Origin of the sequence: Hydrogenoanaerobacterium saccharovorans (assembly GCF_003814745.1) — a bacterium.
GTDB lineage: Bacteria > Bacillota > Clostridia > Oscillospirales > Ruminococcaceae > Hydrogenoanaerobacterium > Hydrogenoanaerobacterium saccharovorans.
In genome coordinates this window covers 303,988-327,615 of sequence record NZ_RKRD01000001.1, presented here as the reverse complement: position 1 = coordinate 327,615, position 23,628 = coordinate 303,988, and the positions used below count along the sequence as shown (strand labels likewise).

Below are 23,628 nucleotides of genomic sequence, written 5' to 3'. Positions count from 1 at the left end.
TTAATTAACTGCATTTATCGTTCTGTCTTTTTCTTCGTTTATATCGCCGCAATAACCGCACGTGTCTGCATTTCCGTGGTAAACACCCAGTTTACGCAGCACTTCCACGCTTACGCCTTCTCCCTCACGTCTTCCGCAGCGAGGACAAATCTCATCAATAATACCGGTATAGCCGCACACCGGGTCACGGTCTACAGGGTGATTGATAGAGCCGTAGCCAATACCGTTTTCTTTCATACAGCGCACCACTTTTTCAAAAGCATCCAAATTTTTGCAAGGGTCGCCGTCCAACTCCACATAGGTAATATGTCCGCCGTTTGTTAACGCATGGTAAGGCGCTTCCAGTTTTATTTTTTCAAACGCTGATATATTATGATAAACGGGTACATGGAACGAGTTAGTGTAGTAATCACGGTCTGTTACGCCTGCGATGACACCGTATTTCTTTTTATCAATGCGCACAAAGCGCCCTGATAAACCCTCGGCAGGAGTTGCAATCAGAGAATAGTTGAAGCCGGTACGTTTTGTCTCTTCATCCATCCGCTTTCTCATATAACCAACAATATCCAGCCCTAAATTTTGCGCCTCTTGCGATTCGCCATGGTGCTTGCCAATCAGTGCTTTCAAGCACTCTGCAAGCCCGATAAAGCCAATTGTAAGTGTACCGTGCTTGAGCACTTCCCCTACAGTATCGTTCGCAGAAAGCTTATCGGAATCCAGCCAAATCCCTTCGCCCATTAGGAAAGGATAGTTTTTCACTTTTTTCGCCGCCTGTATCTCATAACGTTCCATCAGTTGTTCACACACCAAACTGATTTTACGTTCCAAATCCTCAAAAAACAAGTCTACATTGCCGTTTGCTTTAATTGCCATTCGCGGCAGATTGATCGAAGTAAAACTGAGGTTACCTCTGCCCCCTACCACCTCGCGAGAAGGGTCGTAAGCATTTGCCATAACGCGGGTACGGCAGCCCATATAAGCCACTTCTGTGTTGTGGTCGCCTTGTTTGTAGTACTGTGCATTAAACGGCGCATCGAGGAACGAAAAGTTGGGGAACAGGCGTTTCGCCGATACGCGGCAAGCCAATTTAAACAGGTCGTAGTTCGGGTCGTTGGTATTGTAGTTGATGCCCTCTTTCACCTTAAAGATATGGATTGGGAAAATAGGTGTTTCGCCGTTACCCAAACCCGCTTCGGTTGCAAGCAACACGTTTTCAATCACCAGCCTGCCCTCAGGCGAAGTATCGGTGCCGTAATTGATGGAACTGAACGGAATTTGAGCACCCGCACGCGAATGCATGGTGTTAAGGTTGTGCACAAATGCCTCCATCGCTTGGTATGTAGCTCGCCTGGTCTCTTTATTGGCATATTTTTTTGCCATAGCCTGAACTTTTTTTATATCATCAGCAGGGATTACTTCTTTCAGTAACTCTGCCTCGTTTTCATGATAACCGTTATCATATGCCAAAATGGGGCTGATGTGATGCTCTTGCTCAATACGTTTGCATAAATCTTTTGCTGCGCTTAAGCCGTCTTCTACCCCGCACAGAATCTCCATTGCTTTGCCAAGATTGCTTAAATACAGTTTGCGATAAGTTTTTGCAACACCTTTTGACATCCCATAATCAAAGTTTGGTATGCTCTGCCCGCCATGTTGGTCGTTTTGATTGGATTGAATTGCGATGCACGCAAGTGCCGAATAGCTTTGAATGTCATTGGGCTCTCGCAAAAAACCGTGCCCTGTAGAAAAACCACCCTGAAACAACTTTTCAATATCAATTTGGCAGCAGGTGGTTGTTAAGGTTAAAAAGTCAAGGTCATGAATGTGGATGTCACCCTCTATATGTGCCTTGGCATGAACGGGGTTGAGTACAAACATTTCGTAAAATTGTTTTGCACCCTCGCTGCCGTATTTCAGCATGGTACCCATTGCGGTATCCCCGTCAATATTCGCATTCTCACGCTTTACATCGTTATCAGAGGCATCTTTAAAGGTAAGTTCTTCGTACACCTTCATCAGCCTGGTATTACTCTCTCTCACACGGGTGCGCTCTGCACGGTACAGAATGTATTCTTTTGCGGTGCGGGCGTGCCCCTGCTCAATAAGTACTTTCTCAACAGCATCTTGAATTTGCTCCACAGTAGGGCTCTCGGTGTGCATATGGTTTTCGAGATAAGCCACAACATCCTTCGCTATTGAGAGTGCCATTTCTTTATCCTTACCGCCCAATACTTCCGCAGCTTTGTAAATGGCCATCGCAATTTTTTCAATATCAAACGGCACACTGCGTCCATCGCGTTTTATAATGTTCGTTATCATTCTGTTTTCCTCCGAAAGTTGTTCTGTTTATCAAATCATCACTACATTTATAAGTAATACTATATTCTTACCACAAGATATAGTGTTTATAAATTTGCTACCCGTTTATCATATCTCTTTCTTGTAATCTTGTCAATTGGCAAAACTACCATTTTTAGTATCATTTTTATTTTCCATACTACATATAGTATTTATTTGTTTTTTATAAACACATTTTTGAGGCATAAAAAGGAGGGCATTTCGCCCCCCTTTTAAAGGAATTTCAAATTATACTAAATGTAATTATTTGGAATTCCTTATAGTTTATAAAACATATATTCTTTGTTTCTAGAAAAATTCGGGATGCATTTGGGAGACAACCTTCAGCGCGTCTTTATCTGCTACCACAATAAGATGAGGATGAAGCTGCAAGATGGATGCTGGCACCTTTGGAGTAATGGGGCCAAACAAAGCCTTTTCCATGATATCAGCTTTGCCCTCGCCCGATGCCAGCAGAACGATGCTTTTTGCCTGCATAATTGATTTTATACCCATCGTAATTGCCTGCTTGGGTACATCATCGATTGAATCAAAGAAACGGGAGTTTGCATCGATCGTTTTTTGTGCAAGATTCACCAGATGAGTTTCCTGCTCAAACGCCTCGTCAGGCTCGTTAAACCCAATATGCCCGTTATTGCCGATGCCAAGCACCTGCAAATCAACCCCGCCCAAATCGTGGATATGTTTGTCGTAGCGCTTGCATTCGCGTTCAATATCGGCAGCCATACCGTTGGGTACGCTGGTATTAGAGCGGTCGATATTAATGTGGTTAAATAAGTTTTCGTTCATAAAATAGCGGTAGCTTTGGTCGCTTTGCGCATCCAACCCCACATATTCGTCAAGATTGATAGACTTGACCGCTTTAAAATCCAAGTCACCTTTTTGATACCATTCAATTAATTGCTTGTACATCCCCACGGGAGTAGAACCCGTTGCAAGCCCAAGCACGCAATTGGGGTGCAATATCACCGTTGCACTTACGACATTTGCCGCTTTACGGCTTAAGTCACTATAATTTTTTGCCATAATTAACTTCATCTTAAAAAGCCCCCTGACTAAAGTTTTTTCTTATTATAATTTATACTAACATTTATAACCAATCTTGTCTATGCACGGTTGTGTGCCTTTTTGTACCTATCTGCTATTTTGAAATAATACCAATCCCTTTTTGCAGTGCAATCGTGCCTGTCCGCATCACTTCTTTAATACTGTAAGGCTTCAGCAAATCTTCAAGCAGCTCCAAACGTTCGGCTGTATCAGAAATTTCGATGGTGAGAGTAGATTTGGAAAGATCCACAATACGTGCATCCATAATTTTAACTATATCAATAATTTCACTGCGTGTTGCACCAGATGCCCCCACTTTAATTAACATTAACTCACGGGTAATAATGTCATCGGGGGCAAGCGAGCGCACGCGAATAACATCAATCAGCTTGTTGAGCTGTTTTTCTACCTGTTCTACAATATAATCATCGCCATTTACCACAATGGTCATACGCGAAATATTTTTATCCTCGGTGACGCCAACAGCAAGGCTTTCAATATTAAAACCACGGCGTGCAAACAGCCCCGATATACGGGACAGTACGCCCGCCTGATTCTCAACCAATACTGATAATGTATGTTTCATAGCGTTCCTCCGTTCAATCCGTTGCGCAGTTCGCCTCGGGGCTGATGGCACATTGCAGCAAATATGGTTTGTCGCTTTCAAGCATCCTATCAATGGCATGCTCAACCTCGGTGTCGCTGCACACAAACGCATTGTTTATTCCGTAAGCATCTGCAATCTTGCAAAAATCGGGGCTGCCGTCAAGGTTCACCGCAATGCAGTTGTGCTGATAATAGATATCCTGAAGCTCACGCACCATACCAAGCCGATTGTTGCACATCACTACCAGTTTAACGGGTACACTGTGCTGGCACATGGTTGCAAACTCCATCATTTGCATTTGCAGCGAACCATCGCCGCATACCGCTACAACCTGTTTTTCGGGCGCGGCAAGCTTTGCACCAATAGCGGCAGGCAGCGAGTACCCCATTGTGCCCATACCGCCCGATGTCAGAAATCGCCCCTCACGAAGATTGATACCCTGTGCAGACCAAATTTGGTTTTGCCCTACATCTGCTACATAGATGCTGTCACCTTCCATTTTGTGCGAAAGCAGAGATACCAATCTGTTCGGATTAACGTAACCGCTTTGCGAAGCAATAATCGGCGGCTTCTCCTGCCGTTTCCAATCACGCAAAGCATCCAGCCAGTCCGCTGTTTCAAGCGTTGGGTTCTGCTCCAATATCTGTTTCAGTACCTGTTTTGCATCCCCCACAAGAGGAATGTTTGTCTCCATATTCTTCCCGATTTCAGCCGGGTCGATGTCTATATGAATGATACGTGTACACCGTGCTATCAGCCCTGTATTGGACATAGCACGCTCCCCCACTCTTGCACCAATGATAATAAGCAGGTCGGATTCATGAATGGCTTTGTTTGCAACAGAACAGCCGTACATGCCAAGCATGCCAAAATAAAGCGGATGCTCTGTGGGCAGCACACCAAGCCCCATCATAGTAGACACTACGGGAATACTGCATTGTTCTGCAAGCTGCTTTACCTGTTTTGTTGCCCGTGCACCAAATACGCCCCCACCCGCACAAATTACCGGCTTGCGCGCTTGCTGCATAGCATTTAGTACACGTTTAAGCTGTGCTGTATTGCCTTTGGTACTGGGCTTATAGCTGCGAATAGACACTGTTTGCGGGTAGTCGAATTCTATCATGTTTTTTTGAACATCAATCGGAATATCAATTAAAACAGGGCCTTGTCTACCGGTAGACGCAATATAAAAAGCCTCTTTGATGCGTTGCGGCAGCTCTTGTGCGTTCTTAACCAGAAAACTGTGTTTGGTAAACGGCTCAGCTGCGCCTGTTATGTCAGCTTCCTGAAATACGTCCCGTCCCAACAGTTCGGTAGATACCTGGCCTGTAATCGCTATCAGCGGGACAGAATCCATATATGCAGTAGCAAGTGCGGTAATCAAGTTGGTAGCACCCGGGCCGGATGTGGCAATACAAACCCCCGGTTTGCCTGCAATTCGTGCATAGCCGCTCGCTGCATGCCCTGCGTTTTGTTCTTGTCTTACCAAAATGTGCCGAATAGAGGAATGTGCCAGCTGGTCGTAAAACGGACAGATTGCTGCACCGGGGTAACCAAATACAACCGATACTCCTTCCATCTCAAGCGACTTGACAATGGCTTGTGCTGCAGTTATCACACATAATCTTCCTTTCAGCATGAATAATAGTAACTTTTATTATATGCTTTTTTATCGGTTGTTTCAATCTTTGTTTTCACACTGTCCAAATTTATCAAGCACAAAATTCGCTCTTTTTAAACACTATAATAATTGACAGCACATTGCCGAACGAGGTAGAATAATAGATAAGTTGCGGCGCAATGAACAAGGAAGGAATATTACTATGACGATAAAAAAACTCATCGCCTTGCTGCTCGCTTTTGCGATGCTGCTTGCTGTACCTGCCTGCTCAAAAAAAGAGAAAGATACAGGCAGCGCAGGCACTTCCGAATCGGAATCTATGGACGAAAACGGGAATTTTCCTGTGAAGTTTGAAAAAGCACGCATTAAAGAAGCACCGGAGCGCGTTGTATCACTGTCTCCTTCGCTGACAGAGATTATTTGCGACCTGGGGTATTTTAATAAGCTTGCAGGCGTAAGCGACTATTGCACTTACGAAAACGAAGATATTGACGGTCTGCCCAAGGTTGGTACCATCAACGCACCCAAGATGGAAAGTATCGAAACAATAAAACCCGATGTTGTCTTAACTTCATCCCCTTTTATTGAAGCTGACCTTGTTAAGCTGCAGCAAATGAATGCCGTAGTGGTAGTGCTGCCGCGCGCAAAGAGTATGCAGGAGTTGGAGACGCTTTATACCGATGTAGGCAGAATTTTTGAAGGTGAAACCGACGGCGCTGCCAAGGGTAAAGCTTTGTTCAGTGAGCAAAGCGCCCGTATAGATGAAATTGCCGCAAAAATAAAAACTGCCACCGTTGACAAACAGCCCGTGGCTGCCTACCTGCGGCTTATGCCCCTTACCCTTGCTACCGGAGACACCTTTGAAGGTCAACTTCTTGAGGCAATCGGGTTTAAAAACAGTGCGTCCGCATACGGGGAATGGATTTACCCGCAGGACAAGGCAATTGATTTAATGCCTGATGTGTTGTTCTACGACAAAGCAATCGGGCTGGAAGGGGTAAAAGGCTCGCAAATTTACAATACCACGCCCGCATACGCAAATTCAAAGTGTTTTGAATTTGACTTTGAGGTGTTTGAACGGCAAGGTATTCGTATGTTTGATATGCTTGAGGATATGGCAAAACAAGCTTGCCCCGAAGCGTTTGCCGCGCAGGAGTAAAATCAAATGCCCGCAGAGTCATTTTGGGTTCTGTCGGGCATTTTTTACAAATTATATCTTGTTCAACGATTGTAAAATATGAACTATTATGGTATTATATTGATTAAAGGACTATTTTGCATTTGTTTTGCTCTGCCCCTTTGGCAGAGTTATTTTCTTTTTTGGGGGGGAATTTGTGTTAAAAATAAATGCAACCAAAAAAACGGTTCAACATATCATTCTTGCCAGCCTTATTCTTGCCATTATAATTTATTCCTTTTATGATTTTACTCATTTGGTTAACAACAAACTGAGAGCCCAAACCCAAACGCTGCTGCAAGAAAATAATCAAAGAATCATCAATACACTCGAAAAAAGAATTTCGGATATGTTTTATACCCTAAACGCAATATCTATTTTTGTTCGGGAAGACCCTGACTTGATAAGTGACCGCACACTCAAAGTTTTAGATAAACAAACAAATATCAACGATTTTCATTCCCTCAGTATTATAACTAAAGATGGTAAAGGTTACCAAAGCAATGGAAAAATGATTGATTGCAGCAATTCGGATTTTTTTATTAAGTCAATGACAGGGGGAAACTGCGTTGCATCCTTAGAGTGCCCTGCAACAAACAGCGCAGAACACATTGTGTTTTCGGTACCCATTTATAAAAACGACCATATTGTAAGTGTATTGGCAGGTTTTTGCAGTACAAATATTTTTTCTGAACTTTTAGATATTGAAATTTTTAACGGTAAAGGTTATACATACATCATTAAGCAAAACGGACAGATTATCACACAATCCATGTTCCAAAATGATTGTTCCAATTATATTGACCTGCTCAAAAATCAAGAGTTCGAGCGCAGTTACAGTCTAAATAAATTTGTGGGAGATATGGCAGAAAATAAAAGCGGCATTATGCGCTATTTCAAAAACGGCGAGCCGCACATTGCAAGTTATGCTCCCGCAGGTGTGAATGACTGGTATGTGCTTACCGTAGTGCCTGCCCGTTATGTTGGCTCTCAAACCGAAGATATTTCGCACTATGCGCTATTCCTGGTGCTGAAAGAGCTTGTTGTGTTGCTTGGGCTGCTAATTTATGTTGTATATATGCAACGGTGTAATACCCGTGAACTCACCGATACCAACCAGAAATTCGAGGCACTCACAGCCAATATCCCGGGCGGAGTATTCCGCTATGCTGCTAACGAAGATTGGACTTTCGACTTTATCAGCGAAGGGCTGCTGCAATTGTTTGGCTGCACCGAAAAGCGCTTTCGCGAACGCTTTGACAACCGCGTAATGAATATGGTATACCAACCCGACCGTAACCGTGTTTTACAGGATATAAATACACAGTTTGCCCGGAAAGACAGTTACAAGCTTGAGTTTCGTATTGTCAGCGAGGATGGAAAAATACATTGGTTGTTTGACCGAGGGCAGCTTGTAAAAGACACAAGCGGCAGATATTGGGTTTATGTGGTTGTAATGGATATTACTGCAACCAAACTGGCTACCGAAAAATTGAGGTTGAGCGAAGAACGGTATCGCATCGTCAGCGAACAATCACACAGTGTTATTTTTGAGTATAACCTTGATACCGATGAAATCTTTTATACCAAAAATTTCGAAAAAAAGTTTGGTTATCCACCTGTAACACATCATTTTCCTCAAAGTAATATACAAAATAACATTGTTTATTCCGATGATCAACTTCAATATAAAAATTTTTTTGCCTCCATTATAAGCGGAGAAAAAAATTATGATGAGATGGAGTGCCGCATATTAAAAAGTGACGGTGGCTACCTGTGGTGCCAAATTCAAGTATCGCTTATTCGGGGTGATGAAAGCCGCCCCTTAAAAATTGTAGGCAGAATAACCGATATTGATAAATCCAAACGCGAGAACGAAAGGCTCAAAGAAGCATCGCAGCGCGACCCGCTCACAAAACTTTACAACAAAGCCGCTACTCAAACGCTCATCAGCAATTTTTTGCAAGATGAGGGCTGCGACGGTTTTCATGCTCTGCTTTTTATTGATGTGGACAACTTTAAAGGAGTTAACGACAATCTTGGGCATTTATTCGGCGATGCCGTACTTTCGAGAATATCGCAAAATATGCTACAGCTGTTTCACCCTGCCGATATTATCGGGCGCATTGGCGGAGACGAATTTGTGGTATTCTTAAAAAATGTCGGTTCCCGTGAAATAATTATGGAAAAAGCAAACGACCTTTGCAAGGTATTCCATGAAATTTATACCGGTAACGACCAAAACTATCGCATCTCCGGCAGCGTCGGCATCGCAATTTACCCTACTGACGGCAGAACATACAAAGAACTCATTAAAAATGCCGATTTTGCCCTGTATCTTGTCAAGAATTCGGGTAAAGACCGTTACGCATTTTATAAAAGTGAATAAAAATCAAAAAACAGGGGTTTCCGATTGGAAGCTCCTGTTTTTTTGTATATCAATTATGGGGTATTATTTGCAAATTAGCCCGCCGATTATCTGATGCACATCATCAAATTTATTTTCAATCATGTAATCTTCAATGCCCTTAATAATTTCAGGCATTGCAGTGGGGTTAACAAAAGTACCCATACCCACTGCAACGGCAGTTGCGCCCGCAAGCAAAAATTCAATTGCATCTTCGGCACGAAGAATACCGCCCATACCAATGACAGGTACGCTTACGGCGTTTGCAACACGGTAGGTCATATACAACGCAACTGGTTTTATTGCAGGGCCGGAAAGCCCGCCGGTAAAGTTACCGATAATTGGCTTTCTGGTTTTAATATCAATTGCAATTGCAGTGAATGTGTTGATAAGTGAAATAGCGTCTGCGCCCGCTTCTTCCGCTGCCCTTGCCATCACCGTTATATCTGTAACGTTTGGCGAAAGTTTTACAATCAGCGGCAGTTTTGTGCTGCTGCGCACCGCTCCAATTACTTCGGCAGCAAGTTTTGGGTCGGTACCAAACGCTACCCCACCCTCGTTAACGTTGGGGCAAGATATGTTCAGCTCTATTCCCGAAATCCCTTGCACTTCATCCAATCTTGCAGCAAGCTCTGCATATTCTTTTACCGTTTTGCCTGCCAAGTTTACGATGATCGGGGTGTTAAACTGACGCAAAAACGGCATTTTCTCATGAATAAACACATCTGCACCGGGGTTTTGCCAGCCGATAGCATTGAGCATACCTCCAGGTGTTTCGCAAACACGCGGGCCGGGGTTGCCCGCAGTTTCGTTCATCGTTACCGATTTGACAACAATCGCGCCCAGCTCGTTTAAATCCATATAAGGGGTGTATTCTTCGCCAAAACCAAAACAGCCGCTCGCCGGCATAACAGGGTTTTTCATTTTAATACCTGCTATTTCAACGCTCATATTGGGTTTATTCATCGAAGAACACCTCCTCACCGTAAAATACAGGGCCGTCGCTGCATACGTTTTTGTAGTGGGTACCGTTCGCATCCTTTACGGTTGTTACACAACCTTTGCAGGCACCAACTCCGCAAGCCATGCGTTCCTCCATCGAAACCTGCACAGGCACACCGTATTGCTTTGCCAGTTTTACCACCGCCTTTAGCATTGGTACGGGGCCGCAGCTAAAAATGCCGCATGGTTTTTCGTGCTGCAAAGCACGCTCTAACGGTGCAGTAACAAAACCGCACTCACCTACGCTGCCGTCCTCGGTAGCTACCTGCACAGTTATGCCAAGTCGCTCCAACTCATCCAAGCAGTACACATTGTCCTGATCGCGTGCACCAAATACCATCGACACCTTAAGCCCTTTTGCTACAGCCGTCTGTGCAAGGAATATTACAGGTGCAAGGCCGATTCCGCCTGCTGCAATGATGATGCTTCCGCTTTCAGGCAATTGATAGCAGCCTGAACCCAAAGGTGCCATCATGTCCACGAAATCGCCCGGCTTGCGGTCTGCAAGCCAACGGGTCCCTTCTCCTTTTACGTGAAAGAGAAAGCTAAGTTTATCATCGTCAATTTTAGAGATAGAAAGTGGACGACGGGTGATGCTGTAAATTCCACCCCCGCAGTAGATATGCGCAAACTGCCCCGGTTTGCAAATTTTAGTAACCTCTGGTGCCAGTACCGTAAGGCTTGCTACATGGGGGGCTACCATACGTGTTTCCACAACGGCAAATTCCTTTTTCATCTTTGTTCCTCCAACTTGTGAGCTGTTTTTTCTTGTATTATTATATCAGCTTTTGTGGATAAGCACCACCATCAATTTTACAGCACCATAACAAAATTATCGGGTATCTGTCGGTTTAGTTTATCTTGCGTACAAAACACAGCATCAAAGTTTTCTGTACTGGTATACTGATAAAATCCGCGCTTGTTCAATTTATCAGCATCAGCCAGCAAATACCGATGGTTGGTGTTTTTAAGTGCGATTCGTTTCATGATAACGCTTTCCATTTCATTGGTATAAGCAACCGAATTTTCTAAATCTACCCCTGAGCAGCTTAAAAATATATGGTCAAAATAAAATTGGTCCAGCATTTCCTGTGCGATGGGGCCGATGCTCATGCTATGGTTTGAAGCAAATTGCCCACCTATAATATAAATCTCTGCAATCGGGTTTATCAGTTTGCGCACAATCAGTTCGTTGTATGTAACAATCTTAACTTTTCTGTTTGCCAAATAATCGATCAAAGGCACCATGCTGGTTCCTGCATCCAAAAATACACATTCTCCGTCCTTCACAACCTGTGCTGCATGTCTTGCAACCATACCTTTTTCTGCATCATTCATAGTTACTATCTCATTAAACCAAGTGCTATACGGTGCTTGCTCGCAATCACAAACGCGTGCCGCCCCACCCTGTACACGCTTTAATTTACCTTCGTTTTCAAGTTTTTCAAAATCTCTGCGAATTGTTGTATCTGAGACATTCAGCTCTTTTGCAAGCGTTGTTAAACCAATAATTCCTCTGTTGTTCAACTGGTTTATAATAAACATTGCCCGTTCCGAGGCGATCATAACCGCTCTCCTCCCTATCTATTTTTTCGATGCATAGGTTATATCTTATTATCATTTAGTTTATCTCTTATTCATTCCTTTTTCAACCATTATTACCCATTTTTAACAAATTTATTAAGGTTTCGATAGTTTTATTATAAACTTCTTATGACCAATTCATCTTCAATTCATAGACAAAATTTATAATATGATTGGAATATTTTACTTGGAAGAAGGTGGTTTCATGTTTCATATACTAGTTGTAGAGGATGAAAAAAACTTACGGAAATTGATGTCTACGTGTTTGGAACACGCAGGCTATCGTGTATTTGGGTGTGAAAATGGGTTGCGCGCATTGGAAGTTTTAGACTGCCAGCACATCGACTTGATGATATGTGACATTATGATGCCGGAAATGGACGGGTATGAACTTACCCAAGGGTTGAGGCAAGCCAATTATGAACTGCCTATTTTAATGGTAACCGCAAAAGAAACTTTCGAAGATAAAAAGAAGGGGTTTGAACTGGGTACCGACGACTACATGGTAAAGCCCGTGGATATGAATGAAATGCTGCTCAGAGTTTCCGCACTGCTTCGGCGGGCAAAAATCGTAAGCGAACACCGCATGGTGATAGGCAAGGTAACGCTTGACTGCAACACCCTTACCGTTACTACCCCGTCCGATACGATTGAATTGCCTAAGAAAGAATTTTATCTGCTGTACAAGCTGCTCAGCTACCCTCAGCAAATTTTTACACGTCAGCAGCTGATGGACGAAATTTGGGGGTTGGATACGGCGAGCGACGAACGTACTGTTGATGTACATATTAAGCGACTGCGTGAAAAATTTGACTGTTTGGATGAGTTTGATATTGTCACGGTACGAGGGCTGGGTTACAAGGCGGTGAAAAATGTATGAATATAAAACAGCGCCTTCTTAAAGCAATCCATGCACCATCCATTCGCAGCCTGTTTGTTTTTTCTGTCTTTGCCATTCAATTAGTTTCTTGCAGTGTTACGGCTTTGGTGGTTTGGTATTTTAACATGCTGCGGTCACCTGCAGAAGTAATTCTCATCTGTCTTTTTATTGGCAATATTCTCACTGCCTTACTCTCCAGACGGTTTACAAATTCATTAACTCAGCTTTCAAAATCACTTGAAGAAGTTGCAAAAGGTAATTTTAAAGTACAGCTTAAACCAAAAAAGAATATCAATCATATCATGCGTGCTGTATTTCATACCAGTGAAGTAGAGCAGATGGTTGAAAGTTTTAACACGATGGCGGAGGAACTGAGGCACAATGAATACCTTCGCAAAGATTTTGTACGTAATGTGTCCCACGAGTTTAAAACACCTATTACATCAATACAAGGCTTTACCAAACTGCTGAGCGACGAAAATCTGCCCAGAGATGAATTTTTACGATATACTGAAATCATTATTGAAGAAACAGAACGGCTTGCAAACCTTTCAAATAATCTGCTTAAAATGTCTCAAGTTGAAAACAGAACCATTCCCGAGCAAAAAAGTTCTTTCTCTTTAGATGAACAGCTGCGCAGAACACTGCTGATGTTAGAGAGGAGCTGGGAAGACAAAGAATTGATTCTAGAACTGGAACTTGATGAAATCCAATACATAGGTTACCGCGATTTACTGCAGGAGGTTTGGATTAACCTATTGAACAATGCCATTAAGTTTTCAAACCAAGGCGGCACATTGGGCATATTTCTGCAACAAAGCCGAGGAAATATACAGGTAACCATATCAGATAATGGCGTGGGCATTTCTGAATCTGCCCAAAAGCGTATTTTTGAACAATTCTATCAGGCTGATGAATCACGCACACACCACGGCAACGGTCTTGGGCTTGCAATTGCAAAACGCATTGTAGATTTAAGCAACGGGACAATCTCTGTTGAAAGCCAGCTAGGCAAAGGCACCGTCTTTACGGTTTGCCTGCCCGCTACATCAGAAAAAGCATAAAAAAGACGATGACGGGAAAGCGACCGTCATCGTCTTTTTTATAGATTATCAAACCTTGTTTAGGGGATAAACTATTGTGTAACAGCAAGCGGCAGTGATGTGGAGAAACATCACTGTCCATTCGCCGTTGTGGGAGAAATTTTCAATTCATGGAGGAATTGAAAGTACATCGCCAACTGCTGCATTTGCACTATTGCAACAGTACCTTTTGGCTTGATATTAGATTACCCCGCCAGTGTGAATCTACTGTGAACTTCAGGCTACAATCTTACTACATTTAGTTACAAAATAATATATGAATACACAAAAAAGCAGTACCGACGGAGACCGGTACTGCTTTTTAAGCCTATTTACAAGAGGCGTGTACAAACATTATTTGCGTTTTGCAACTGCAATGCCTGCAACAGAAACAACAGCCAGAGCAACAGCCAGGCCTACGAAATCGTTAGCACCGGTATCAGGGTTTTTCTCTGCGCCATCTTTGGTTTCTTCGCCTTTTTCATCTGTAGCAGCTTCAGTTTTCAACTCTACATCAGAAATAACATAGTTGCCGAGTTTGTTTGTTTTGATGGTGAATTTCTCATCATCCAAATTGTATTTAGCGTCTTTGCAAACAGACAGTTTGCCGTTGTTTTTCTCGTAGATAAACGGAGCAACGAGTTTGCCGTCTTTGCCTTCTGCTGCTTTTACAGGGATAGTGAGAGTACCGTTGCGGCGGAAGGTTTTGTTGTTGCCTGCAAAGTAAACGATGGTCAAGTCAGCGTTGGGGTATTTGTCCTCAAGTGCTTCGTCAGAATCGTCCAATCTTAAGAACAGGTCTTTCTGGTCTTTTGCATTTACTTCAAAGGTAACTTCGTCGTCGCCGAACTCCAGCTCGCAGTCGTCTTCGATATCATCGAATTTTACGATAGGGCCGTCAACTTTTACATAGGTTTTAGCTTCGGTCTCGCCGTATTTTACTTCGGAGTTTGTAAACAGAGTGATGGTTTTTTCATCTTTTGCATCTGCATCTTCATCGTTGTTCAACAGAATCTTGCAGTTAGAATCGTCACCGTAAACATTGATCTCCATGTCGAGGTCTACCTCTTCCATGTTGAACTTGTCAGCAGTCGAAAAGGTGATAAATGCCATTTTCTTAGAAGCATCTTTTTTTTCATCTATTTGTTTTACTGTTTTAATTACAAAAGAAGGTTTAGATGAGATATAGGAAGCACCCTCATCAATGCTGGAGCGAACCTTATAGTTATCAAGGTCGGACAGCTTTGTAATGTCAACCTCTTTGTTAGTTTCTTTGTCTATTGCTTTAACTTGAATATAGTAGGTCTCGTCTGCAGAAAGAGAGCTCGCATCTGCTTTATTGAGGGTAGTCAATTTGTCGTCATCATCATCGTAAGTGTAGTAGCCGCTGTCAATTACTCTGATTCTCATTGGCTTGGTGTCTTTGGCTGCAAATGCTACGGTGCACATACCAAAGCACATTACAACAGCCAAAACAAGAGAAAGTACTTTTTTCATTGTTTATTCCTCCAAAATTTTATTATAGGTTTGCGGTTCTCCGTTCACCGCTGATCCTGTAACGATGATACGGGTGCTGTATGAACCTAAGATGAACTTTTCGGAGGTTTGAGAAAATTTTGTAAGAAATCTGTAATCTATTGGTCACTTTTTATTTTTAGTGTGAAAATAATACTCAGCCCACCGGCTGAATTGTTCTCTGCCCATATCTTACCGCCATGCGCGCGCACTATTTCGCGGCAGATAGCAAGCCCAAGCCCCGCAACACTTCTTCCCGCATCCGAAGTATAGAGCGGTTCAAAAATGCGCTCAAGCATTTCTGGCGAAACACCTGTGCCGCTGTCGCTGATGCAAAACTGCACCGTTTTTTTATGTTGAACACAAGTTACATTGATACTGCGGTTGTTTTCGCCAAAATGCTTGATACTGTTGCTGATGATGTTGCCGAATACCCGCCGCAGCTTTGCAACATCCAAACACAGGCAAACCTGCGGGCAATCTGTATTCACCGTAAAATCCACCTTCATCTGCTCGAGTTCATCACGGTAGTCTGCCGATAGAATGCGGCAAAGTTCTTCCACCGTAATTGTTTGCAGCTTGAGTGTTTTTTGCAGATTGCAGCTGAGGTAATCATCAAATTCTTCAATCAAGTCTTTGATGCAAACTGATTTATCGTAGATGGTTTTGATATACCGCGTTTCACGCTCTTGGGTAAGCCCGCCTTTTTGCAGACGCTCCGCGTACCCCATTACAGAGGTAAGCGGTGTTTTAATATCATGCGAAATCGATGCAATAATGCGGTTTTGCGTCTGCTTTTCTCTCTCAATATCACAGGTAAGCTGTACAAACTGGTTTTGCAGCTGACCAATTTCATCTTTTTTATTTACTGGCTTGGGCTTGATACCGTTTTGATAATCTTCCATCTCTTTTTTCAAGGCCTCAACGGGACGCACCACTTTTAAATAAATGACAAATGTAACAACCGCCAGCATCAGTGCAATCAGCAGCAGCTCAGCAAACAGCAGGTTGCGGTAGTTGGCACGATGGAGCGCAAGCTGAAGCTGATTAAAATTTTTCGGTATGTCATCCGATACCAAAAACAGATAATATGCCATTAAAAAACAGAAGTTCGTAACAAATGCGATTAAAATAGTTAAGGTAAGCTTATAACGAATACTGATATAGCGCTTTTTCAGCTTCATCGTACATCACCCGATGGCTTAACCAGTTTGTAGCCTACACCCCAAACTGTTTTTATGTACTCATTATCGGGGTCGATTTTATCGCGCAGGTTTTTGATGTTCACTGCAACAGTGCCGATATCGCCATAATCCACGCCCCAAACCCCGTTGAATATCTGCTCTCGTGTTAAAACCTTGCCTGCATTTTTAATAAAATAGTAAAGCAGGCGAAACTCCCGCGGAGACAGGGCAACCGCCTCGCCGTTTCTGAATGCTTCAAGGCTGTCTTTTTTAAGCTCAATGCCGCCAAAGGCAAGGCTGTCGTTGGTATCGCTGAGCATGGTACGCTTTTCACGGCGCAAATGTGCTTTTACACGTGCAACCAGTTCTTCCACAACAAATGGTTTAAAGATATAATCGTCGCCGCCCATCTCCAAACCCAGCATGGTATCCAACGTGCGGTTTTTGGCTGTTACAAAAAGTATGGGACAGGTGACCGTATCACGTATTCTGCGGCACAGCTCCAACCCGTCCATTTTTGGCATCATCACATCCAAAAGTATCAGCGAAATATTTGCTGTTGACTTTAAAAGCGCCAATGCCTCTTCGCCGTTACCGCAAACCGCAGTTTCAAATCCCTCATCTTCCAGTGCATCCGACATCAATTCCGCAATGGCATTATCGTCATCCACAATTAAAATTTTCTGCATTCTTTCCGCCCCTCTTTGTAGTGCTTTCTTATCTATTATATCAGTTAAAGATAAAATTGAAATGCGGTAATAATTAAGAAACCTTAACTATTACTCCATTACTCTTTAACTTTTAAAAGCTATACTGGTAACATAACGATAATAAAGGAGGAAAATAGATGAAACAGCATCTTAAAACGGTACTTGCGGTAACACTTGCAGCAACTATGGCAGCAGGCAGCACCACAGCTTTTGCCGTACAAGCCAAAGCTGCAGACCAAACCGACTGGACCCCGCCTGTGCTTAATCATATCAGTATTGATAAAACCACTGTCGGTGCATCCGGTGTTTTCACACTCACTGTAAAAGCTGCCGATGATAAGTCCGGCATCAAAAATGTTTCGGTAACGTTCCGCAACAGCAGCAACGACCATACCATCAGCGCAGTCATGCTATCGAGAGATTACGATGCAGCTACAGATGTTTACCAAAAAGAAGTTACCATCCCTGCTTTTGAGCCTTCAGGCAACTTTGTTCTGCACAGCGTTACGCTAAACGACAATGCAAAGAACTCTCAAACCTATTCCGCGCAAGGCAGCCTTTCAAAAGCAAACCACAATCTGCCTTTAGAACAGGAACTCGGTTTTGCTGTAACCCAGCAAAAAGAAACTGGCAAAGCACCTAAAATCAGCAGCATTGCCCTTGATAAAACCACAGTTTACGGCAACAACAATGTGTATGTTACCGTTAAAACCGATACCGCTGCTGCGATAGATCGCATTGCACTCACCTTTAAAAATGAGGACAGCGACCGTACACAGATACTTACTTTGCAAGAAACCAACCGCATTGCCGCCGGCGTATATCGCGGCAACATTGAAATAGAACAATATGAACCTGAAGGTGAATTTGTACTAAAAAGTGCTATGCTGACGGATAAAGCAAAAAACAAAGAAAAGTATCTGCCCCAACAAGAAATTGAGGATGACAAAAAATGGGACTACTTCGCATTGCCTCAAGAGCCGAGCTTTACCGTAAGCAATAAAAATGCAGACAATATCGCACCAACGCTCACAAGCGTCAGCATTGACAAAACAACAGCAAATGCAGGCGGTAAAATTGTTGTTTCGGCAAAGGCAAACGACAATCTCTCGGGTGTTAAGCAAATATCGGTTCGTTTTAAAAATAAAAGCAACGACCGTATACTAGCGGTTTCTATGCTCAGCAAAAATGATTACAATCCATCAACAGGCTGTTATGTAAAAGCCCTTGATATTGGAAGACACGAGCAGGCAGGCAACTTTGAACTGTACCGTGTTTTGGTAAGTGATGAAGCAGGCAACCGCCAGTACTACGGCCCCGAAAGCGAGCAAGATGACCACTGCGAATTTGAACTGCTGCCACAGGAGCCTCACTTCCAAGTTGAAAGCCAGGGCAAAGCTGCTGACACCACTGCGCCGGAGCTGGACAGCGTAACATTTAACCAAGCAGGTGTGGACGCACCCGGAAAGCTGACTGTGTCGGTGAAAGCAAGCGACGATCATTCGGGTATCCGCCGCATTTATCTCCGCTTTAAAAACGAAGAAAACGGGCGCAGCATGAGCATCGGATTTTCGCCTAAAGATTATAACCCTATTACCAAATGCTATGAAGGCACTCTCTCGATAGAAAAAAATGAGAGAAGCGGTACATTTGATTTGGTAAGCGCCAAGGTTACCGATAACGCGAAAAACAGCACAACCTATTGCCCCAAAGATATTATGGATACTGACGATGAAGAGGAAGATAGAGTGAAGCTCCCCCGCGATGTTGGTTTTTATGTAAACGGCAAAGAAGATTAGCAGATATGAAAACAGACCGGTTCAATATGAATCGGTCTGTTTTTTATGAAATAACAACAAAACAAAAACAGGGTACTCATTGAGTACCCTGTTTTTTGGTGAGCCACCGGAGATTCGAACTCCGGACCCTTTGATTAAAAGTCAAATGCTCTGCCAACTGAGCTAGTGGCTCTTGTTTTTCGGAACTTATTTATTATATCAGCTAAATAACCGCTTGTCAACTGTTTTTCCCTAAATTTTTGCTTGTTTCTATAATACAAACAAGGTAAAATAGATGTAATAGAGAAAGGCGGTGAAAAACGATGAATTCTAAAACGGATACGCCCATTCGCTTTCTCAAAGGAGTAGGCGAAAAGCGGGGGTTGCTTTACGGTAAGCTCGGCATTTTTACAATAGAGGACCTCATTCACTATTACCCGCGCACTTACATCGATTTTTCGCAGCCGCAAGCAATTGCAAGCGCCCCGTATGACAAGCCCTGTGCTATTGTGGCAACCGTGGTGGCTAAAACCGGCGAACAGCGCATTCGAAAAGGGTTATCGCTGTTTAAGGTCACAGTTACCGATGGTGTATCGGATATGATCATCACCTTTTTTAACGCCAAATACACGGTGGATGCGTTAAAACCGGATACCGAATATTTGTTCTATGGCAAAGTGGCAGGGCGGTTAACCCGCCGTGAAATGTCTGCACCCATGGTAATGGTTTATGATGAAAGCCAAACTTTTCTGTCCATCTATCCGCTCACCGCAGGGCTTTCTTCCAAACTGATACAAACAAATGTAACACAAGCACTTGAGCTGATTCAAGACAGCATTGCAGACCCCATCCCCAGTGACCTGCGCCGCCGCTACGAGCTTTGTCACAGCACTTTTGCCTTATGCAACATTCACCAGCCTGCATCCGACCATGCGCTTGAAATCGCACGCAAACGGCTGATTTTTGAAGAACTTCTTGTCCTCAACCTCGCCATGTCATTTTTGCGCACCGGCAGCAAAACCGAAACAGGTACAAAAATGGGTGACATATCGTTGAAACATTTTTATAATACCCTCCCTTATACCCCTACCAATGCACAAGCGCGCGTGATTGCAGAATGTACATCTGACTTGTGTAAGGATGTACCTATGAACCGGTTGATACAAGGCGATGTTGGCTCGGGCAAAACCTTGGTGGGTGCAGCTTGCGCTTACTTTGCCGTACAAAACGGCTATCAAACTGCTATGATGGTGCCTACAGAGATTTTAGCCGAACAGCATTACCGTACACTTACTGCCCTTCTCAGCCCCGTGGGCATTCGATTGGGGCTGCTTACCGGCTCGCTTACCGCCGCACAAAAACGCAACGTTAAAGCGGCTCTTGCAAATGGTGAAATCGATTTTATTGTGGGTACCCATGCGTTAATTCAAGATAATGTCTCATTTCACAATCTCGGCCTTGTCATAACCGACGAACAGCACCGTTTTGGTGTGGCACAGCGGCTGACTCTATCCCATAAAGGCAGCAACCCGCATGTACTGGTTATGTCTGCAACCCCTATCCCCCGCACACTGGCGCTGATTATTTACGGCGACTTAGATGTTTCGATTATCGATGAACTGCCCAAGGGGCGTCAGCCCATCAAAACTTATGTGATTGATTTACCCAAACGCCACCGCGCTTATGGTTTTATGAAAAAGCTCCTTGATGCGGGGCAGCAGGGGTATATCGTATGCCCTTTGGTAGAGCAAGGCGAAACCGACTTGGGGTTAGAATCGGCTACCGAATATGCACATAAACTTGCAAAACAAGATTTTAAAGGCTACAGCGTAGGCTTGTTGCACGGCAAAATGAAGCCTGCCGAAAAAGATAAGGTAATGCGTTCTTTTGCCGAAGGCAAAACGCAGTTGCTTGTTTCTACCACTGTCATCGAAGTGGGCGTGGATGTACCGGGTGCAACGGTTATGCTGATAGAAAACGCAGAACGTTTTGGATTAAGCCAGCTTCACCAACTGCGCGGACGCATCGGGCGGGGCAGCAAAGAAAGCTTTTGCATCCTTGTATCGGATAGTGACACCGAGCGGCTTTCTGTAATCAAAAATACTTTAGACGGATTTAAAATATCAGAGGAAGACCTAAAACTGCGCGGGCCCGGTGACTTTTTCGGCAGCCGTCAGCACGGCTTGCCACAGCTTAAAATAGCCGACATGCTCACCGATATAAAATTGCTGCGCCTTGCGCAAGACGCAGCTGCCGAACTGCTCGCCGGTGACCCTGCTCTTTCGCAGCCTGCCCATATTTTGCTACGCGGGCAGGTGCAAAATATGATTAAAAATGCAAGTATCTAGAGGTAACTGAATGAAACTATTAAAACCGGTGTTATCGACACATTTACAGCAAAATGTCGATTTTTTTGCAACTATGCTCTGTGCCCAACGCGATGATACGAGCATCGAACATACCCATTTTGTTGGTTGCGATGTTCCAAATATTCGAACCGAAAAACTTGATTTTAACGACTGTTTGTTTGAAAACTGTTGTTTTACTGCTTGTCTGATGCCCAAAAGCTCTTTTAAAGATGTAATTTTTCGTAAATGCGATTTTTCAAACATCGACCTTACGGAATGTTTTTTTCAGCGTGTAACATTTGAAAGCTGCAAGCTGATGGGGGCAAGCTTTACCGATTGCAGCCTAAACCACACCCATTTTACAAACTGTAACGCCCGCTATGCCACGTTATTTCGCGCAATGCTGAAAGGCGTAGCGTTTAATGGCAATGATTTATCGAACTGCGTGATGCAGGAGATGACCATTCGCTACGCGACCTTTTCTGACTGCAACCTTCGTTCGGCAGAGTTGTTTCGTACCCCATTAAAAGGGGTAGATTTATCATCCTGTAATATTGAGGGCATTGTGCTTGGAGGCGATGAACTAAAAGGGCTGATTGTGAACGCCATGCAGGCATGCGATTTATCAAGGCTGTTGGGGTTAGTGATTAAAGAATAAATACAATTTGTAATTTTATAAAAGAATAAACCGACCGTAATATTACGGTCGGTTTATTCTTTTATTTTGCTTTATCTTGAATCTTCTTCATTGGTTTTACCACAGCTACTGTAATCAGCGGTGTAACAATGGCTTCTGGTATTCCATTAACTAAAATGGATGTGCCCAAAATTGCCCAAATTACCTGATTGCCGTTTGCCGCAGCGTATGGTTCGGCAAAAAACACGAGAATACCGAGCAAAACAAGCAATGTGTTGGTGAGAGAACCGCAAACACCTGCAACCGCAGCCGCTTTGCCCACACTTCCTGTTTTATCGTAAATCTTCTGGTACAGTTTTGAAGATACAATGCCAATCAAAATTCTAGGTACAAAGCAGATAATCAAGCTGCACATCGCAAACCAAACTGCTTTGAGGGCATCGCCCTGGGCAAGGTTTACACTGTAAAACGGGCTAAAAACGAATGCTACCGGCGGAGCATACATTGTAAACCATAAAAAGCTTACAAACCCGAATACCGCGCCTAAAAATGCACCCGCACCTGTTCCCATTAAAATTGCGCCGATTACTACGGGGATTTGTGCTAACGTTGCCACAATTGGTCCTCCAAACGGGATGGACCCCAGCGGCGTAAACCCCATGATGAACAGGATTGCCGACAGCAGCGCAAGCTGCGTCAGCTTTTTGATTTTTGCAGAGTTTGTTGACATAAAATTTTCCTCCTCGCTACTGCTCCCTATGGGATGCAGTGCAGATAAATTTATATCATCAGACCGCTAAGCCATAATACCGAGCATAGTTATGGTACATCGTTAGTATACCCAAACCGTTACATATGTAACCTACACAGGCATTATTGCTCACACTCTGAAAATATTAACTTTTTAATTGATGTTTTTTTTGTAAAGTGCATATAAACCGTCTAACAACAGGTTATCATCCCGGATGATTTCGCAGGTGCAGTACGGTAAAATAGCATTTACCAAACCGCCGCATGCAATTACTGTGGCTTCTTCGCCAAGGGCAGCCTTGTAACGCTGTATCATGCCATCAATCATACTGGCAGCCCCAAGAACAACACCCGATTTCATACAGTCGATGGTATTCGTACCGATGGGGTGTTTCACTTCATCATCCAAACTTATCTGCGGCAACTGGGCTGTTTTGCTGCTAAGTGCATCCAGTGCAATCATCACACCCGGCATAATCGCGCCGCCGCGAAAGCCCTTTTCCTTATCCACTACCGAAAGTTTTGTGGCTGTACCAAGGTCGATAATAATGGCGGGCAAGGGGTATTTTTCCATAGCACCCACGGCGGTAGAAAGCAAATCTGCCCCCAGTTGCCCAGGGTTATCTATTTTAATGTTGATTCCTGTTTTAATACCCGGCCCCACCGATAAAATGTGCACCGGTTTTACTAAACGAACTGCATTTTTAAGCACAGATGACAGCATAGGTACCACCGATGAAATAATGGCACCTTCGATTTTATCCTTATTATAGTTGTAAAGCTCCAAAATATCTTTGATAACCACGGCATATTCAAACTCGGTACGAGTAGTATCGGTGCTGATGCGGGATACAAACAACAGTTTATTTTTTTCGTATCCGCCGATTACTATGTTCGAGTTGCCGATATCAATGGCTAAAATCATAATATATCTCTACCCT

The 23,628-nt window shown here is 43.5% G+C and carries 19 protein-coding genes and 1 tRNA gene; 7 read left to right on the top strand and 13 right to left on the bottom strand.

The genetic code is table 11. The annotated features are described in order from the left end of the window. The 4 genes from EDD70_RS01505 to ilvB all read right to left on the bottom strand — a co-directional run bounded on the left by EDD70_RS01505 (position 1) and on the right by ilvB (position 5,630). Positions 1-2,319, bottom strand: a complete 2,319-nt coding sequence (locus EDD70_RS01505) for an anaerobic ribonucleoside triphosphate reductase (RefSeq protein ID WP_092753697.1) — start codon at positions 2,317-2,319, stop codon at positions 1-3. 327 nt (positions 2,320-2,646) lie between these two features. After that, entirely contained in the window at positions 2,647-3,396 is a 750-nt protein-coding gene (nagB, locus tag EDD70_RS01500; RefSeq protein ID WP_092753699.1) for a glucosamine-6-phosphate deaminase, read from the bottom strand. 103 nt (positions 3,397-3,499) lie between these two features. Then, positions 3,500-3,991: an acetolactate synthase small subunit gene (gene ilvN, locus EDD70_RS01495; protein WP_092753701.1), complete on the bottom strand. Its 492-nt coding sequence runs from the start codon at positions 3,989-3,991 to the stop codon at positions 3,500-3,502. Between the two features lie 13 nt (positions 3,992-4,004). Next, the gene (gene ilvB / locus EDD70_RS01490) at positions 4,005-5,630 is read right to left on the bottom strand and encodes a biosynthetic-type acetolactate synthase large subunit (protein WP_278320591.1); all 1,626 of its coding nucleotides are present in this window, start codon (positions 5,628-5,630) and stop codon (positions 4,005-4,007) included. Positions 5,631-5,835: 205 nt separating this feature from the next. Here ilvB and EDD70_RS01485 point away from each other — a divergent pair, with 205 nt between their 5' ends. Together EDD70_RS01485 and EDD70_RS01480 are read left to right on the top strand one after the other, a co-directional pair. Next, the gene (locus EDD70_RS01485; protein WP_092753705.1) at positions 5,836-6,792 is read left to right on the top strand and encodes an ABC transporter substrate-binding protein; all 957 of its coding nucleotides are present in this window, start codon (positions 5,836-5,838) and stop codon (positions 6,790-6,792) included. Between the two features lie 175 nt (positions 6,793-6,967). Beyond that, positions 6,968-9,199 (top strand): sensor domain-containing diguanylate cyclase, encoded by a 2,232-nt coding sequence (locus EDD70_RS01480; protein ID WP_162840867.1) that lies wholly within the window; start codon positions 6,968-6,970, stop codon positions 9,197-9,199. A gap of 63 nt (positions 9,200-9,262) precedes the next feature. Here the strand turns inward: EDD70_RS01480 and EDD70_RS01475 are convergent, their stop codons facing one another. From EDD70_RS01475 to EDD70_RS01465, 3 genes are all read right to left on the bottom strand, one after another. After that, positions 9,263-10,183, bottom strand: a complete 921-nt coding sequence (locus EDD70_RS01475) for a dihydroorotate dehydrogenase (RefSeq protein ID WP_092753709.1) — start codon at positions 10,181-10,183, stop codon at positions 9,263-9,265. Beyond that, the gene (locus EDD70_RS01470; RefSeq protein ID WP_092753711.1) at positions 10,176-10,955 is read right to left on the bottom strand and encodes a dihydroorotate dehydrogenase electron transfer subunit; all 780 of its coding nucleotides are present in this window, start codon (positions 10,953-10,955) and stop codon (positions 10,176-10,178) included. Before EDD70_RS01470 ends, EDD70_RS01475 begins: the two co-directional genes overlap by 8 nt. Before the next feature lie 77 nt (positions 10,956-11,032). Then, positions 11,033-11,785, bottom strand: coding sequence for a DeoR/GlpR family DNA-binding transcription regulator (locus EDD70_RS01465; protein ID WP_092753713.1), 753 nt, complete (start codon positions 11,783-11,785; stop codon positions 11,033-11,035). Between the two features lie 223 nt (positions 11,786-12,008). On the opposite strand from EDD70_RS01465, the gene EDD70_RS01460 reads away from it, so the two are divergent. Together EDD70_RS01460 and EDD70_RS01455 are read left to right on the top strand one after the other, a co-directional pair. After that, the gene (locus tag EDD70_RS01460; RefSeq protein WP_092753715.1) at positions 12,009-12,683 is read left to right on the top strand and encodes a response regulator transcription factor; all 675 of its coding nucleotides are present in this window, start codon (positions 12,009-12,011) and stop codon (positions 12,681-12,683) included. Beyond that, positions 12,680-13,747 (top strand): HAMP domain-containing sensor histidine kinase, encoded by a 1,068-nt coding sequence (locus EDD70_RS01455; protein WP_092753717.1) that lies wholly within the window; start codon positions 12,680-12,682, stop codon positions 13,745-13,747. Before EDD70_RS01460 ends, EDD70_RS01455 begins: the two co-directional genes overlap by 4 nt. Positions 13,748-14,119: 372 nt before the next feature. On the opposite strand, the gene EDD70_RS01450 is transcribed toward EDD70_RS01455, so the two are convergent. The 3 genes from EDD70_RS01450 to EDD70_RS01440 form a co-directional block, all read right to left on the bottom strand. Beyond that, a complete protein-coding gene (locus EDD70_RS01450) occupies positions 14,120-15,262 on the bottom strand; it encodes a hypothetical protein (RefSeq protein ID WP_092753719.1) in 1,143 nt (380 codons plus the stop codon). A 137-nt stretch (positions 15,263-15,399) separates the two neighbouring features. Then, positions 15,400-16,464: a sensor histidine kinase gene (locus EDD70_RS01445; RefSeq protein WP_092753721.1), complete on the bottom strand. Its 1,065-nt coding sequence runs from the start codon at positions 16,462-16,464 to the stop codon at positions 15,400-15,402. Continuing rightward, entirely contained in the window at positions 16,461-17,153 is a 693-nt protein-coding gene (locus EDD70_RS01440; RefSeq protein ID WP_092753723.1) for a response regulator transcription factor, read from the bottom strand. Before EDD70_RS01440 ends, EDD70_RS01445 begins: the two co-directional genes overlap by 4 nt. Before the next feature lie 158 nt (positions 17,154-17,311). Here EDD70_RS01440 and EDD70_RS01435 point away from each other — a divergent pair, with 158 nt between their 5' ends. After that, positions 17,312-18,973, top strand: coding sequence for a DUF7743 domain-containing protein (locus EDD70_RS01435; RefSeq protein WP_092753725.1), 1,662 nt, complete (start codon positions 17,312-17,314; stop codon positions 18,971-18,973). Positions 18,974-19,069: 96 nt separating this feature from the next. On the opposite strand, the gene EDD70_RS01430 is transcribed toward EDD70_RS01435, so the two are convergent. Continuing rightward, positions 19,070-19,145 (bottom strand) — tRNA-Lys (locus EDD70_RS01430). A 130-nt stretch (positions 19,146-19,275) separates the two neighbouring features. Between EDD70_RS01430 and recG the strand changes: the two genes are divergently transcribed. Further along, entirely contained in the window at positions 19,276-21,300 is a 2,025-nt protein-coding gene (recG, locus tag EDD70_RS01425) for an ATP-dependent DNA helicase RecG (RefSeq protein WP_092753727.1), read from the top strand. Between the two features lie 10 nt (positions 21,301-21,310). After that, positions 21,311-21,958, top strand: a complete 648-nt coding sequence (locus EDD70_RS01420) for a pentapeptide repeat-containing protein (protein WP_092753729.1) — start codon at positions 21,311-21,313, stop codon at positions 21,956-21,958. Positions 21,959-22,019: 61 nt separating this feature from the next. On the opposite strand, the gene EDD70_RS01415 is transcribed toward EDD70_RS01420, so the two are convergent. Both EDD70_RS01415 and EDD70_RS01410 read right to left on the bottom strand, forming a co-directional pair. Next, positions 22,020-22,667 (bottom strand): ECF transporter S component, encoded by a 648-nt coding sequence (locus EDD70_RS01415; protein ID WP_092753731.1) that lies wholly within the window; start codon positions 22,665-22,667, stop codon positions 22,020-22,022. Positions 22,668-22,841: 174 nt separating this feature from the next. Continuing rightward, positions 22,842-23,612 (bottom strand): type III pantothenate kinase, encoded by a 771-nt coding sequence (locus EDD70_RS01410; protein ID WP_092753733.1) that lies wholly within the window; start codon positions 23,610-23,612, stop codon positions 22,842-22,844. Between the last annotated feature and the right edge of the window lie 16 nt (positions 23,613-23,628).

What these genes read in the sequence shown, in the direction of transcription:
- EDD70_RS01475 (WP_092753709.1), bottom strand. Translation starts at nt 10,183, where the DNA reads ATGAATAAACCCAATATGAGCGTTGAAATAGCAGGTATTAAAATGAAA.
- EDD70_RS01485 (WP_092753705.1), top strand. Translation starts at nt 5,836, where the DNA reads ATGACGATAAAAAAACTCATCGCCTTGCTGCTCGCTTTTGCGATGCTG.
- recG (WP_092753727.1), top strand. Translation starts at nt 19,276, where the DNA reads ATGAATTCTAAAACGGATACGCCCATTCGCTTTCTCAAAGGAGTAGGC.
- EDD70_RS01470 (WP_092753711.1), bottom strand. Translation starts at nt 10,955, where the DNA reads ATGAAAAAGGAATTTGCCGTTGTGGAAACACGTATGGTAGCCCCCCAT.
- nagB (WP_092753699.1), bottom strand. Translation starts at nt 3,396, where the DNA reads ATGAAGTTAATTATGGCAAAAAATTATAGTGACTTAAGCCGTAAAGCG.
- EDD70_RS01435 (WP_092753725.1), top strand. Translation starts at nt 17,312, where the DNA reads ATGAAACAGCATCTTAAAACGGTACTTGCGGTAACACTTGCAGCAACT.
- EDD70_RS01460 (WP_092753715.1), top strand. Translation starts at nt 12,009, where the DNA reads ATGTTTCATATACTAGTTGTAGAGGATGAAAAAAACTTACGGAAATTG.
- EDD70_RS01410 (WP_092753733.1), bottom strand. Translation starts at nt 23,612, where the DNA reads ATGATTTTAGCCATTGATATCGGCAACTCGAACATAGTAATCGGCGGA.
- ilvN (WP_092753701.1), bottom strand. Translation starts at nt 3,991, where the DNA reads ATGAAACATACATTATCAGTATTGGTTGAGAATCAGGCGGGCGTACTG.
- EDD70_RS01455 (WP_092753717.1), top strand. Translation starts at nt 12,680, where the DNA reads ATGAATATAAAACAGCGCCTTCTTAAAGCAATCCATGCACCATCCATT.
- EDD70_RS01465 (WP_092753713.1), bottom strand. Translation starts at nt 11,785, where the DNA reads ATGATCGCCTCGGAACGGGCAATGTTTATTATAAACCAGTTGAACAAC.
- EDD70_RS01420 (WP_092753729.1), top strand. Translation starts at nt 21,311, where the DNA reads ATGAAACTATTAAAACCGGTGTTATCGACACATTTACAGCAAAATGTC.
- EDD70_RS01440 (WP_092753723.1), bottom strand. Translation starts at nt 17,153, where the DNA reads ATGCAGAAAATTTTAATTGTGGATGACGATAATGCCATTGCGGAATTG.
- EDD70_RS01450 (WP_092753719.1), bottom strand. Translation starts at nt 15,262, where the DNA reads ATGAAAAAAGTACTTTCTCTTGTTTTGGCTGTTGTAATGTGCTTTGGT.
- EDD70_RS01505 (WP_092753697.1), bottom strand. Translation starts at nt 2,319, where the DNA reads ATGATAACGAACATTATAAAACGCGATGGACGCAGTGTGCCGTTTGAT.
- EDD70_RS01415 (WP_092753731.1), bottom strand. Translation starts at nt 22,667, where the DNA reads ATGTCAACAAACTCTGCAAAAATCAAAAAGCTGACGCAGCTTGCGCTG.
- EDD70_RS01445 (WP_092753721.1), bottom strand. Translation starts at nt 16,464, where the DNA reads ATGAAGCTGAAAAAGCGCTATATCAGTATTCGTTATAAGCTTACCTTA.